Source organism: Ciceribacter sp. L1K22, from assembly GCF_017599385.1.
Lineage (GTDB): Bacteria > Pseudomonadota > Alphaproteobacteria > Rhizobiales > Rhizobiaceae > Allorhizobium.
Genome location: NZ_JAGFPK010000001.1, coordinates 696,620 through 709,660, shown reverse-complemented (window position 1 = coordinate 709,660; position 13,041 = coordinate 696,620). Strand labels below are relative to the sequence as shown.

Below are 13,041 nucleotides of genomic sequence, written 5' to 3'. Positions count from 1 at the left end.
CTATAGCGCTTTTGAGGGGCCGGTTACAGCATATTAGCGATCAAGGTTTGCCAAGTTCTTGCTTCAAAGCGTAAAGCGCGTCCAACGCCTGACGCGGCGTAAGATCGTCCAGATCGAGCGCACGGAGCATATCCTCGACTTTCGAGGCAAGCGGCGAAGCAGACCGAGCGGTTTCCTCGCGCCGCACGGCGACCTGGAACAGAGGCAGATCGTCGATGAGCTGGCTGGCCGGATTTTTGCGGTCGGCATCCTCAAGCAGCGTCAACACTTCACGGGCGCGAGCTACCACGGATGCAGGCAGGCCGGCGAGACGAGCCACCTGGATGCCATAGGAACGGTCAGCCGCGCCGGGTCCAACCTCGTGCAGGAACACCACGTCGCCCTGCCATTCCTTCACCTTCATCGTCGCATTCGAGAGACGAGGCAGCTTTTCCGACAGTTGCGTCAGTTCATGGAAATGGGTGGCGAACAAAGAGCGGCAGCGATTGACCTCATGCAGATGCTCGACAGCCGCCCAGGCGATTGACAGGCCGTCGAAGGTGGCCGTTCCGCGACCGATCTCGTCGAGGATCACCAGCGAGCGTTCGCTCGCCTGATTAAGGATCGCGGCCGTTTCAACCATTTCCACCATGAACGTGGACCGCCCCCGCGCCAGGTCATCGGAAGCGCCGACGCGGGAAAAGAGCCTGTCAACGACACCGATATGGGCTGCGCCCGCCGGCACGAAGGATCCCATCTGCGCCATGATAGCGATCAGCGCGTTCTGGCGAAGGAAAGTCGACTTACCACCCATGTTGGGGCCGGTGAGCAACCAGATCGCGCCATCGCTTCCGTCCGCCACAGGCGAAAGATCGCAACCATTCGCAATGAACGGTCCGGCCGACTGCCGACGCAATGCCTGCTCGACAACGGGGTGACGTCCGGCAACGATCCTGAACATGCGGCTGTCATCGACCATCGGACGGCAGTAGCCCTGTTCCTCGGCCAAGGCCGCCAAAGCGGCTGCTACATCGACAACGGCGAGCGCCTTTGCCCCGCGCTTGATCGCCTCGGCGGCGCTCACGACATCGGCAGTCATGGCATCGAAGGCTTCCAGTTCGATCACAAGAGCCTGACCGGCAGCGTTTGCGATCCGCGTTTCGAGGTCGGCCAATTCGGTGGTGGTGAATCGCATCGCGTTGGCCATCGACTGACGGTGGATGAAGCGTGCCTTCGCCTCCCCTTCCGTCAACGGGCCGGCATTGTTGGCTGTGACCTCGATGAAATAGCCGAGCACGTTGTTGTGCTTGATCTTCAGGGACTTGATCCCGGTCTCGTCGGAATATTGCAGCTGGAGGCCGGCGATGACGCGCCTTGACTGGTCCCTGAGCGCGCGCGCCTCGTCCAGATCCGGGCGAGCACCATCCCGCAGGAAACCGCCGTCGCGCTTCAAAAGCGGCAGGTCGTCGGCAAGCAGCGCCGCGAGTCTCTCTTCGAGACTGCTTGGGAGGGCCTCCAAATCGGCTAGCGCGTTTGCCAGTTCGTCCGGCAGGCCGATATGATCTGCAAGCAGCCCGGCAACGTCGCGGGCAGCGCCAAGACCGAGGCAAATCGCGCCGAGATCGCGAGGTCCGCCGCGGTCCAGTGCCAGACGCGACAGCGCGCGGGGCATGTCCGGAACCCGTTTCAGCAGATCGCGAAGACGGTCGCTCAACATGGGTTCGGCGAGCAGGAAGGCGATTGCCTCCTGTCGTTCCGCGATCAGTCCCGGATCCGTGAGCGGTGACATCAGACGCTCGGCCAGCAATCGTGCCCCGCCGCCGGTCACGGTCCGGTCGAGCGCCTTGAGGAGCGCACCGTTGCGATCGCCGGACAGCGTCTTGACGAGCTCAAGGTTGGCGCGCGTTGCCGGATCGATGAACATCGTAGACGATGCATTCTGCCGTTCCGGCAAGCCAAGCGGCGGACGCTCGGAAATCTGGGTCTTCTCGACATAGGCCACGGCAGCGGCGGCGGCAGCCATCTCGACCCTGGAAAAACTGCCGAAGCCTTCCAGCGTTGCAACACCAAAATAGCGGGCTATACGTCCTTCGGCCGTCGCGCTGTCGAAGAGCACCGCCGGCTGAGGAACGGCGATACGTCCAAGGACATCCATGACCGGACGTAATTCGGGATCGTGGAACAGGTTGTCGGCCAGCACCAGTTCCCGCGGCTCGATCCGCAGGATATCAGCCAGCAGCCGCTGCTCATCGGTCTCCGCTAGCCTAAAGACGCCGGTCGAGATATCGATCCAGGCGAGCGCCATGGAACTCGACGCGCCGCGTATGCGGGCAAGCGCCATGAGGTAGTTCGACTCGGAAGGGGAAAGAAGCTTTTCCTCCGTCAGCGTGCCGGGAGTCACGAGACGCACCACATCCCGGCGAACGACCGACTTCGATCCTCTCTTCTTTGCTTCAGCGGGATCCTCGACCTGCTCGCAAACGGCGACACGAAAGCCGAGGGAAATCAGCTTCTGCAGATAATCGTCGGCCGCGTGCACCGGCACGCCGCACATCGGGATGTCCTGACCCATGTGCTGGCCGCGTTTTGTGAGCGTAATGCCGAGCGCGCGGGAAGCCTCTACCGCATCCTGGAAAAACAGCTCGTAGAAGTCCCCCATTCGGTAAAATAGCAGGCTATCGGGATTGTTCGCCTTGATCTCGATGAACTGCTCCATCATCGGCGTCGCCGAGGCACGGCTCTCCTCCGAGGCAAGTTCGGCGGCCTTCAGGACCTCAATATCAAGGGGGTTGTTGATGCTCACGAGCGGAATGTTTTCTTTCAAAAAGCGACGTGCAACACTAACGGCCTTGGGAGACCAAAAACAACAGCAAGGGCGGCCGCGCGAGACGCTGCCCACAACTAGGTCGAGGGAACATGCCGACAAACGACAAGGCCGGAAAGGCCAAGACGTCCGTCACCGAACAGGAAGCACTGGATTTTCACGCGCAGGGCCGCCCTGGCAAGCTTGAGATCACGCCAACGAAGGCCATGGCAACGCAGCGCGACCTTTCGCTCGCCTACTCACCCGGAGTGGCGGTACCGGTCAAGGCAATCGCGTCCGATCCAAGGACGGCCTATGACTATACCACGCGCGGCAACATGGTGGCCGTCATCTCGAACGGCACTGCCATTCTCGGTCTGGGCAATCTGGGTGCGCTTGCCTCCAAGCCGGTGATGGAGGGCAAGTCCGTTCTCTTCAAGCGGTTCGCAGACGTCGACTCGATCGACCTCGAAGTCGACACCGAGAATGTCGACGAGTTCATCAACTGCGTCCGCTATCTCGGCCCTTCGTTCGGCGGCATCAATCTCGAGGATATCAAGGCACCCGACTGCTTTATCATTGAGCAGCGCCTGCGCGAATTGATGGATATCCCCGTCTTTCACGACGATCAGCACGGCACGGCGATCATCGCGGCAGCCGGTCTCATCAACGCGCTGGCGCTCACGGGCCGCGACTTCAAGACGACCAAACTGGTGTGCAACGGCGCCGGCGCGGCGGCGATCGCCTGCGTCGAGCTTATCAAGAGCATGGGCTTCAACCCACAAAACGTTACCCTTTGCGACACCAAGGGCGTGATCTACCAAGGCCGAACCGAAGGTATGAACCAGTGGAAATCGGCGCACGCGGTGAAGACCAACAACCGAACACTGGCCGAAGCGATGGCGGGGGCCGACGTCGTGTTCGGCCTGTCGCAGAAGGGCGCTTTTTCCGCCGACATGATCCGTTCGATGGCGCCAAACCCGATCATCTTCGCCATGGCCAATCCCGATCCCGAAATCACACCGGAAGAGGTCGCCGAAATCCGGAGCGACGCGATAATGGCGACCGGGCGTTCCGATTATCCGAACCAGGTGAACAACGTCCTGGGCTTTCCCTATATCTTCCGGGGCGCGCTCGACGTTCGCGCATCGCAGATCAACGAGGCGATGAAGATCGCCGCTGCGCAGGCTCTCGCCGATCTCGCCCGCGAGGACGTGCCCGACGACGTGGTGGCAGCCTATCAGGGCAACCGTCCGCGCTTCGGGCCGCAATACATCATTCCCGTACCTTTCGATCCGCGGTTGATCTCCGCCATTCCTGTTGCCGTCGCGCGGGCAGCGATGGAAAGCGGCGTCGCTGGAAAGGCAATCGAGGATCTCGATGCCTATGCGCGCGAACTTTCAGCGCGACGCGACCCGATCGCCGCGACGACACAGCGGCTCTACGAGCGCGTGAAGAAGCATCCGAAGCGCGTGGTCTTCGCCGAGGGCGAGGAGGAACAGGTGATGCGCGCGGCAATCTCGTTCGCGACGCAGGGGCTTGGCACGGCGATCCTGCTCGGTCGCGACGAGCCACTGAAAGCGACAGCGGCCAGAGCCGGCATCGATCTCGACCGGCCTGGCATCGAACTCGTCAACGCCCGCGTTTCGACGCGCGTCGAGGCCTATACGGACTATCTCTATTCCAGGCTGCAGCGGAAGGGATATCTCCATCGCGATTGCCAGCGCCTGATCAACACGGACCGCAACCATTTCGCCTCCTGCATGGTCGCGCTTGGTGATGCCGACGCCATGGTGACGGGTACGACGCGCAATTATTCGACGGCGCTCGAGGATGTCCGTCGGTGCATCGACGCCGAGCCAGGCCACCGGGTTATCGGCGTGTCGCTGGCGCTGACGCGCGGTCGTACGGTTCTCGTGGCCGATACGGCAGTGCACGACATGCCGACGGCAGAGGAACTTGCCGACATCGCCGAGGAAGCGGCAGGCGTCGCCCGCCGCATGGGCTATGAGCCGCGCGTTGCGCTGCTTGCCTATTCGACCTTCGGACATCCGACCGGAGAGCGGTCTGAGCGTTTGCGCGAGGCGGTGAAAATCCTCGACCGGCGTCACGTCGATTTCGAATATGACGGGGAGATGGGCGCGGATGTGGCACTGAACACGCATCGCATGGAGCAGTATCCGTTCTGCCGCCTCTCCGGCACCGCGAACGTGCTGGTCATGCCCGCCATCCATTCTGCGGCGATCTCGACGAAGATGCTACAGGAACTCGGGGGCTCGACGGTCATCGGGCCATTGCTCGTCGGCCTTCAGAAGTCGGTGCAGATCGCACAGTACGGCGCCAAGGATACGGATATTGTCAACATGGCGACAATCGCTGCTTACAACGCCCACTAGAGACTCAAAGCGCGGCCGGCTCGATGCCTGCCGTTCGGACGAAGGCGTTCAGTGCCGCCATGTCGTCTTTAAGCGCCTGCCGAAGCCAAGCTTCAAAAGCCTCGACTTTCGGGTCGCGTGCCGCGTTTTCCGCCGTCACCAGATAATGGCCATCGCCGGTCGCCACAAACGGGCCGAATGGAACGACCAACTGGCCGCTTTGGATGGCGTGCGAGGCAAGCGTCTGCCACGCAAGCATCACACCTTGGCCGGCGATCACGGCGTCGAGACACAGCGACGCTTCATTGAAAACGTGACGGGCTACCACCCGGCCGATTGGAAGACCGGCGCGACCCAGCCAAAGGTCTCGCGAAAACATCGCCCGGGCATCGACAACCCACGGCATGTCCAGAATGTCAGCGGGTGCCGACAGCTTCGATGCCATTGCCGGGGAGCAGACGGGAAAGACCTGCTGCTGCAGCAAAAGGTTGGCCTGCACGCCGGACCATCGACCCTTTCCAACGCGAATGCAAAGATCGACATCGCCTACATTTGGATCGATCAGGCGGTCGGTAGCGTCCAGGCGGATGCGGATGTCTGGGTAAAGCTCGGCAAACTGTCCCAGCCTGAAGACGAGCCATCTCGCCGCAAAGACCGGAGCGACGGAGATCGTCAGGACGTCCTCCCTCTCGTGTCGTATCCAGTCTATGGCACGGGACAAGCCACCGAAGGCTTCGGTCAGTCGCGTCACGAAGTCTCGAGCGCCCGGCAAGACTACGAGACCGCGCGGCTCGCGTGCGAAGAGCGACCGGCCCAGCTGTGTCTCGCATTTGATCACCTGCTGGCTGACCGCGCCGATGGTCACACCCAGTTCGTCGGACGCAGCCTGTAGCGATCCCAGCCGCCCCACGGCTTCCACCGCCCTAAGACCGTTCAGGGTCATGACATTCAAGTTCCTCATGCAGAAAATCTATAGCTCTATGCCGAAAGCATCAATGGGAGATACGGTGACATCCCTGTATTTTGGGCAATTGAGGTCGACCGAATAGGGCGACCAGCTGAGGAGCCCGTCCCATGCTCAAGATATTCTATAAGATTTCGTTGATTGTCCGGACGCTTTTGACAGAGAAAGGCGTCGCCGAAGGTTGGCGGCGTGATCCCCTGATACACCCTGCGGTGACCCGGATGAGTCTGCGCGAAGTCGGCGACTTGCCGCTTGATCCCCGCGATACATCGTCTTGGTGAAAAAGTCAGCTGCCGCCTCAGCTCGCAAAGCGTCCGGCGTCAGCACCGTAGTAATTGATATAGCGGTCGGAAATGCTGGAGATGGGAAGCAAAATCAACACGTCTGTGGTGTTGAAGGCCTGATCGACGACCGCGCCACTACCCACCATCGCACCGAGGCGCAAATAACCCTTGATAAGGGGCGGCATTGCCAGTAGCGCCCGCTTCGGATTCACGGCTTCGCTCGGCATGAGATCCATCTCGCGATGAAGTTCCGGACGCGCGCTGACGTGCCAGTCGCCTTTTGCAACTACGTTGTGATGGAGGAACGATAGCGCCAAGGCATGCTCCTCGGGACGCACCCCGGGGAAGGATCCGCAGCCGAACATGGCATCGACACCGTATCTGAGAGCATAGGCCCAATTCCCCTGCCACAACAATTCCACGGTGCGCTTGGTTCGATACGGGGGCAATACACAGGAGCGCCCCAGTTCCATGAAGCGCTTGCCGGGATGCCGGGACAGGAGATCACCTACCTGGAATTCCGACGCAGAATAGAACCCGCCATGGTCTAAGGCGACTTCCTGTCGGAGGAGCCTGTAGGTTCCAACGATCTGGTCCTCCGCATCACCTTCCAGCGAGCGGTCCAGGACGAGTAGATGATCGCAGACCGCATCCCATTGGTCGGCGTCACGCTGCCGACGCATCGCTTCCGGTGGCAGGATGGCGTGCATCTCCTCGGCAAACACCTTGAACCGCAGCGCCTGGGCAGCGTCTATTTCACGCTCGGTGCGCGCCAGACGGGTCTCAAGATTTCCGATCCGGCCAAGAACGTCAAGAATGGTCTGCGTATCGGCTGTTGACGGTCCGGTGACTGCGTCAGCGACTGTCGAGCGATCCAGAATTTCGATGCCCATGGCGATTCGTCTCCGCCCTACTTTTCCGGGTCATAAACCACGCTTCTACGACAACTTCGTGACGCAAGCCACGCTGCCGCGACTGACGCAAAGCAGGTCAGGCCTTGTCCTTCGGGTGAGGTACGAGGAACTCCTGGACCAGAACGAGTCCCGCTCCGATCGTTATGCAGGCGTCTGCGAGGTTGAACACGGCGAACGACCATGTGCCGGTGTAGAACAGAATATAGTCGACGACATGCCCGTACACGAAACGGTCGATGATATTGCCGATGGCACCTGCGATGATCAGTGAGTAACCGAGATGTGCGAAGTGATGGGTGTAGTCCGTGCGCCGCCACATCCATAGGACAAAGCCCACGATGACAATCCGAAGACCGACAATGAACCAGCCGTCCATTCCCGACAGCATTGAAAACGCCACTCCCAGGTTATGGGTCCGGTAGAGCGCGAGGAACGGCATGACAGGGACCAGTTCGTGCATCGGCAGTTCGATCTCGACGAGATACTTGATCAACTGATCGAGAAACAGCATTGCAACCACGAAGATCACCGCCGGCATCGGACGTGAAAACAAGGTGCGTCCGGCCATCAGGCATGGTCTCCGAGCGAGAGCAGGTGCCGTCTTGCTTCGAACAGCATGACACCCGTCGCGACAGCGAGATTGAGCGAATCCGCCATGCCTGACTGGGGAATTCGCGCGAGGGAGTCGGCCGCCGAGGCCAGTTCGTCGGGGAGCCCCGACTGCTCATTGCCCATCAAAAGCACGACGGGACGCGACCGGTAATCAATCGTCCGGTAGTCAACCGCACCCGCAAGGTGGGTGGCGACGATATTCACGCCTGCCGCACGTTTCCAGGCAAGAAACTCCGCGACCGTTGCTTTGACCACGGGCACCGCGAAAACGGAGCCCATGGTTGCGCGGACCGTCTCCATCGAGAAAGGATCAGTGCAATCACCGACCAGAATGATCCCCGATGCTCCGGAGGCGTCAGCCGTGCGAATGATCGTACCGAGATTGCCGGGATCACGAACGCGATCCAGTGCAATCCAGGTCTGCCCCGAAACCGGCGATATCGTTTTCAACGGCATCCATCGCTGCTCAAAAACTCCCGCTACCATCTGCGGGTTGTCGCGACGGGTGATCGCGGACATGACCTTTTCGCTGACTTCCAGGACAAGGCCACCGGCCGCAATGGTCCGGGCGGCGGTTTTTTCGATCACCGGCTTGCCCTTGGCAGCCTTGGAATAGACGAGGGTTTTGATCGTCCAGCCTAGATCGAGCGCGTCGATGACGAGCTTCAGGCCCTCCGCGATAAAGGATCGCGTCTCGTCGCGCGTCTTCTTTTGAGACAGTGCCTTGATGTCCTTGACGATGGGATTGGCAAGGCTGGTGACCTCCTTGACCTGACCGACCCGCCGGGCACCGTCGTGCCTGATGTCGTTATTCATTTCGGCACCCAGCGACTGAAAAGGGAAGTTGAAAGAACACGATTTGGCGCCTTGCCGTCGAGACCCGTCTCGCGGATCACCAGTTCCCCGGATTCGACCCAGCCACCCTTTCCGCGCATCGTCTCACGCATCAGTTCATGGATTGAGTAGAAGCTTGCCCGTATGGAGTAGGCGGTCAGCACCAGACCGAGCGCTTTGGGCGACAGCAATTCGCGACAGATATCGAGCATCAATGGCAGATGATCAAACAGTTGCCAGACCTCGCCATTCGGGCCCCTGCCGAACTTCGGAGGATCCGTCAGGATGATGTCATAGCGGTTGCCGCGGCGTTCTTCGCGCTGAATGAACTTCATCGCGTCATCGCAGATCCAACGTATCGGCGCCTTGTCGAGGCGGCTGAGGGCCTGATTCTCACGCGCCCAGCCTATCGCCTTCTTGGAGGCGTCCACATGCGTCACCTCCGCGCCTGCAGCGGCTGCGATCAGCGAAGCGACACCCGTATAGCCGAAGAGGTTGAGCACTTTCAGTGTTCGCTTCTCGGTCTCGATCCGCTCTTTCATCCAGGACCAATGCGCGATCTGCTCCGGAAAGACCCCGACGTGGCGGAAAGCCGTGAAACGCCCATGAAAATCCACACCCAGCAATGAAAGGGGCCAGGTCTCGCCAAGAGCCTCCCGGGGGAAGCGCCAGCGCCCAATGCCGTCCTCGTCAGTGTCTCCGGTAAAGACCGCATCGGCGCCATTCCAAACATGGTCTGGCAATGAGGGTTTCCAAAGCGCCTGGGCTTCGGGACGAACTATGCGGTAAGATCCATACTGTTCGAGCTTCTGACCGTTCCCACTGTCGATCAGGTGGAAATCGCCCGCCGCATGCGATTCAAGAATGAGCGGCACCCGCTCGGCGGGACGCTCGCCGCTTCTCGGCGACAGTCCGCGCGCCGGTTCAGCCGACGGCGTGTTCGTTTCGGCGATAGGCGCCGCCTTTCGCTGCTGGTCGCCATTGCGAACGCCCGGGCGGCCATCGCGTCTCGGTGCTCCCCCGGCGCCGCGCTGTGATGGCGATCCTTTGCCCGACCTCTGTTCCCTCTTCTTCAAAACGCGACTTCCGACTTCTGTTGCCACCAAAGACGGCGCAACTACCATTCCACCTGCCCCAGGGAAAGCCCCGTTACTTCGACTGCGGACTTGGCAGGGCCTGCACGGCGATCTGCTCGGCCCGGTTCTTGTGCTTGTCGGCCTCCGCCTGCCATTTCAGCGCTGTCTTCTTTTCCACCCTGGCGCGCTTGCGGTGCTTGCCCTGCGACAGCCAGGTGGCAAAGGAACCCGCCAACAGGCCGATCATCAATGCGACGAAGAGAAACACGAAGAACGGCGCCGTTAGCGACAGCACCTGATCCTCGGGGCGGAAGGGATTGAGCGCAAGGGTCACGCTCTGGCGGTTCGTGACCGAAAGGACGATCAGCACGATACCGAGCGGTACGAGGACGACGAGAGTGATGATCTTGCGGAGCATGGTATTTCCCTCTGCTATGCAACGGCAGTCACCTCGGCGAACAGCCGGGTGCCGATCGAACCTACATATAGGGAACAGTCAGGCGGTCGATCAATCGCTATCGTCGTCGCCCATGCCGGGGTTCAGCCGTTCGCGCAGTTCCTTACCTGTTTTGAAGAACGGAACCCACTTCTCCTCGACAAACACTGTCTCACCGGTTCTCGGATTGCGGCCTGAACGAGATGGCCTGTTTTTCACCGAGAAGGCTCCGAAGCCCCGAAGCTCGACGCGGTTACCCGCAGCAAGGGCATCGGTGATTTCATCGAGAACGGCGTTTACGATGTTTTCGACGTCGCGATGATAAAGGTGCGGATTGCGCGCGGCGACGATCTGCACCAGTTCCGATTTGATCACGGTTGCCCCCTGAACAACTTCATGAAAGAGGGCACAAAGTGCCAAACATGGTCAGTACCGTCAAGAAACAACTTCCCACCCTCGCATTTCAAGACCCTCTCCGGCGCCGCAAGGCCTTCACGGGCTTGTAAACCGCGATGCAATTTCCATATTGGCAATCGCCCGCAATAATGCGAATTCTCCGGCCGAACGCACGGGCGCTATCGCTGCGGCCCTGCAAATGCCGGAATTCAACAAGGTCCCTTGATGCTGAACAGGTTAGCAGAGGCACAGTCGCCCGCCGCCGGAACGGCGAACAGCGCCTATGCGGCAGCGGTTCGGCACACCCGTCGTGTCGAGCGATTAAAAGTCCTGCTGCCGATCGCGGCCATCCTCATCTCCCTCTCCTTCATCGCCGTCTCGGTCATCCGTGCCTATCTGCCGGAAAACATCGAACTTGAAGGCGCGCGCATAGAAAACGGCAAAGTGGTGATGGAGAAGCCTGCTATATCGGGCCGGAACCGCGACGGCATAAGCTACTCGATGCGGGCCGAGCGCGCCCTGCAGGATATTGCCAACCCCAACATCATCACGCTTGAAACGATCGCGGCCGCGGTACCGCTAAACGAGAAGGTGATCGCGAGAGTCGAGGCGATCAGCGGCATTTTCGACCGGTCTTCGGACAGGCTCGACATGACGGCACCTTTCACGATCCGTCTCAGCAGCGGTGTCGAGGCCAGCTTTCAATCCGCCCATCTTGACGTCAAGGGCGGCAAGATGGAAACCCCCGATCCGGTTTCGATCAAGGCAGAACAAGCGGCCATTGTTGCAGACTCCATGAAGATAACCGATAACGGTCGGACGATCGTTTTCTCGGGAGCGGTTCGAGTGAACATCGAACCCTCCGCCATTCGCAAACAGGGCAATTGAAGGCCGGCAAGATGATACGCAAAGGTAGACTTTCGGTAATGCTGATCGCCGCCGGTTTGGCGCTTTTGCCGCCCGCGATAGCCCGTTCGCAGAACACCACCAGCAACATGGATGGGCTGAAGTTGTCTAACGACCAGCCGATCCAGATCGAAAGCGACGAACTGCAGTTTCGCGAACAGGAAAAGTCGGCAATCTTTTCTGGCAATGTGAAGGTCGTGCAAGGAACGACCATGCTGCGCTCAGGGCGTATGGTCGTACACTACCGGGGCGAGGGAACAGCCGTGACGTCGGGTAACGCGGATATCGAGAAGATCGACGTCTCCGACACCGTTTTCCTGTCGTCGGGCACCCAGCAGGCGACGGCTGAAAAGGGCTTTTTCAACCTCGATACCGAAATTTTCGTTCTGGAAGGCGATCGTGTGGTCCTTTCCGAAGGTCAGAACGTTTTCGTCGGATGCAAACTCACAGTGCAAATGCGCTCGGGAGAGGCAAGGCTGGAAAGCTGCGGCGGCCGCGTACAGATACAGCTCGATCCGAAGTCTCGGCAAAACAACTGAGACCGGATTGACGTGAAAATTCCCCGACTCCCTGCTCTTTTCGGCGCCAAGCACGACCAGCCGACCGGTTCCGAGGCACCGACGCTCGACAAAGCGCGCTACGATGGCACGCTGATCGCTCGCGGCCTGACGAAAACCTACAATTCGCGGCGCGTTGTGAACGGCGTCTCCATGGTAGTGCGGCGGGGGGAAGCTGTCGGCCTGCTTGGCCCGAATGGCGCGGGAAAGACGACATGCTTCTACATGATCACCGGTCTCGTTCCCGTCGACATGGGCATGATTGCCATCGACGGCAACGATGTGACAACGATGCCGATGTATCGCCGCGCAAGGCTCGGCGTCGGCTACCTGCCGCAAGAGGCGTCGATCTTCCGTGGGCTGTCGGTCGAAGACAATATCCGCGCAGTGCTGGAGGTGCACGAAAGTGACCGGCAGAAGCGCGAACGGAAGCTCGATGAACTGCTCGATGAATTCCACATCGAGAAACTGCGCAAATCCGCCGCTGTGGCTCTCTCCGGGGGTGAACGCCGTCGCCTGGAAATCGCGCGCGCGCTGGCGACAGACCCAACTTTCATGTTGCTGGACGAACCGTTTGCGGGTGTCGACCCTATCTCCGTGTCCGATATCCAGAACCTTGTCCGCCATCTGACGGCGCGCGGTATCGGTGTCCTGATCACCGACCACAATGTTCGCGAAACACTGGGTCTCATCGACAGAGCCTATATCATACATGCGGGCGAGGTGCTCACGCATGGGCGGGCCAACGACATCGTCAACAATGCGGACGTTCGACGCCTCTACCTCGGCGACAAATTCAGTTTGTAAGCGCCCATAGGGAGAAAATTTCTTCCCTCCGGCATGAACGCTTGACCAAACGATCTAAAAAAGCAATTTTTGGGCCAGTTGGGGCAACTGGTATTCCC

Annotated in this window: 12 protein-coding genes and 1 pseudogene; 5 read left to right on the top strand and 8 right to left on the bottom strand. The window is 60.2% G+C overall.

Going from position 1 to position 13,041, the window contains the following annotated elements; translation table 11 throughout:
• Window positions 1–40: 40 nt before the first annotated feature.
• A complete protein-coding gene (gene mutS / locus J5J09_RS03485) occupies window positions 41–2,782 on the bottom strand; it encodes a DNA mismatch repair protein MutS (RefSeq protein ID WP_348646412.1) in 2,742 nt (913 codons plus the stop codon).
• Between the two features lie 113 nt (window positions 2,783–2,895).
• Between mutS and J5J09_RS03480 the strand changes: the two genes are divergently transcribed.
• The gene (locus J5J09_RS03480; RefSeq protein ID WP_208548304.1) at window positions 2,896–5,178 is read left to right on the top strand and encodes an NADP-dependent malic enzyme; all 2,283 of its coding nucleotides are present in this window, start codon (window positions 2,896–2,898) and stop codon (window positions 5,176–5,178) included.
• Window positions 5,179–5,182: 4 nt separating this feature from the next.
• On the opposite strand, the gene J5J09_RS03475 is transcribed toward J5J09_RS03480, so the two are convergent.
• Window positions 5,183–6,118, bottom strand: coding sequence for a LysR substrate-binding domain-containing protein (locus J5J09_RS03475; RefSeq protein WP_208548303.1), 936 nt, complete (start codon window positions 6,116–6,118; stop codon window positions 5,183–5,185).
• A gap of 113 nt (window positions 6,119–6,231) precedes the next feature.
• On the opposite strand from J5J09_RS03475, the gene J5J09_RS03470 reads away from it, so the two are divergent.
• Complete coding sequence (locus J5J09_RS03470; RefSeq protein WP_208548302.1) at window positions 6,232–6,402, top strand: hypothetical protein; 171 nt, start codon at window positions 6,232–6,234, stop codon at window positions 6,400–6,402.
• Window positions 6,403–6,419: 17 nt separating this feature from the next.
• Here the strand turns inward: J5J09_RS03470 and J5J09_RS03465 are convergent, their stop codons facing one another.
• The 6 genes from J5J09_RS03465 to J5J09_RS03440 all read right to left on the bottom strand — a co-directional run bounded on the left by J5J09_RS03465 (window position 6,420) and on the right by J5J09_RS03440 (window position 10,697).
• Window positions 6,420–7,298, bottom strand: a complete 879-nt coding sequence (locus tag J5J09_RS03465) for a GNAT family N-acetyltransferase (RefSeq protein WP_208548301.1) — start codon at window positions 7,296–7,298, stop codon at window positions 6,420–6,422.
• Window positions 7,299–7,395: 97 nt separating this feature from the next.
• Entirely contained in the window at window positions 7,396–7,887 is a 492-nt protein-coding gene (gene lspA, locus J5J09_RS03460) for a signal peptidase II (RefSeq protein ID WP_208548300.1), read from the bottom strand.
• Window positions 7,887–8,747, bottom strand: coding sequence for an RNA methyltransferase (locus J5J09_RS03455; protein WP_208548299.1), 861 nt, complete (start codon window positions 8,745–8,747; stop codon window positions 7,887–7,889). The genes lspA and J5J09_RS03455 overlap by 1 nt, the downstream gene beginning before the upstream one ends.
• The gene (locus tag J5J09_RS03450; RefSeq protein ID WP_208548298.1) at window positions 8,744–9,889 is read right to left on the bottom strand and encodes a class I SAM-dependent rRNA methyltransferase; all 1,146 of its coding nucleotides are present in this window, start codon (window positions 9,887–9,889) and stop codon (window positions 8,744–8,746) included. Before J5J09_RS03450 ends, J5J09_RS03455 begins: the two co-directional genes overlap by 4 nt.
• A gap of 25 nt (window positions 9,890–9,914) precedes the next feature.
• Complete coding sequence (locus J5J09_RS03445; protein WP_208548297.1) at window positions 9,915–10,259, bottom strand: DUF1049 domain-containing protein; 345 nt, start codon at window positions 10,257–10,259, stop codon at window positions 9,915–9,917.
• A gap of 90 nt (window positions 10,260–10,349) precedes the next feature.
• Window positions 10,350–10,697 carry an integration host factor subunit beta gene (locus J5J09_RS03440; protein ID WP_208548296.1) on the bottom strand — a complete coding sequence of 116 codons (348 nt, stop codon included), beginning with the start codon at window positions 10,695–10,697 and terminating at the stop codon, window positions 10,350–10,352.
• A 201-nt stretch (window positions 10,698–10,898) separates the two neighbouring features.
• On the opposite strand from J5J09_RS03440, the gene lptC reads away from it, so the two are divergent.
• From lptC to lptB, 3 genes and pseudogenes are all read left to right on the top strand, one after another.
• Entirely contained in the window at window positions 10,899–11,561 is a 663-nt protein-coding gene (gene lptC / locus J5J09_RS03435) for an LPS export ABC transporter periplasmic protein LptC (protein ID WP_208548295.1), read from the top strand.
• A gap of 11 nt (window positions 11,562–11,572) precedes the next feature.
• Window positions 11,573–12,118, top strand: coding sequence for an LptA/OstA family protein (locus J5J09_RS03430; RefSeq protein ID WP_208548294.1), 546 nt, complete (start codon window positions 11,573–11,575; stop codon window positions 12,116–12,118).
• An 84-nt stretch (window positions 12,119–12,202) separates the two neighbouring features.
• Window positions 12,203–12,943: pseudogene (gene lptB / locus J5J09_RS03425) on the top strand (LPS export ABC transporter ATP-binding protein); the annotation flags it as partial.
• Window positions 12,944–13,041 lie beyond the last annotated feature (98 nt).

Bases quoted from the DNA above. Each gene is read 5' to 3' on its own strand.
- J5J09_RS03480 (WP_208548304.1), top strand. From the start codon at position 2,896: ATGCCGACAAACGACAAGGCCGGAAAGGCCAAGACGTCCGTCACCGAA.
- J5J09_RS03475 (WP_208548303.1), bottom strand. From the start codon at position 6,118: ATGAGGAACTTGAATGTCATGACCCTGAACGGTCTTAGGGCGGTGGAA.
- J5J09_RS03470 (WP_208548302.1), top strand. From the start codon at position 6,232: ATGCTCAAGATATTCTATAAGATTTCGTTGATTGTCCGGACGCTTTTG.
- J5J09_RS03465 (WP_208548301.1), bottom strand. From the start codon at position 7,298: ATGGGCATCGAAATTCTGGATCGCTCGACAGTCGCTGACGCAGTCACC.
- lspA (WP_208548300.1), bottom strand. From the start codon at position 7,887: ATGGCCGGACGCACCTTGTTTTCACGTCCGATGCCGGCGGTGATCTTC.
- J5J09_RS03455 (WP_208548299.1), bottom strand. From the start codon at position 8,747: ATGAATAACGACATCAGGCACGACGGTGCCCGGCGGGTCGGTCAGGTC.
- J5J09_RS03450 (WP_208548298.1), bottom strand. From the start codon at position 9,889: ATGGTAGTTGCGCCGTCTTTGGTGGCAACAGAAGTCGGAAGTCGCGTT.
- J5J09_RS03445 (WP_208548297.1), bottom strand. From the start codon at position 10,259: ATGCTCCGCAAGATCATCACTCTCGTCGTCCTCGTACCGCTCGGTATC.
- lptC (WP_208548295.1), top strand. From the start codon at position 10,899: ATGCTGAACAGGTTAGCAGAGGCACAGTCGCCCGCCGCCGGAACGGCG.
- J5J09_RS03430 (WP_208548294.1), top strand. From the start codon at position 11,573: ATGATACGCAAAGGTAGACTTTCGGTAATGCTGATCGCCGCCGGTTTG.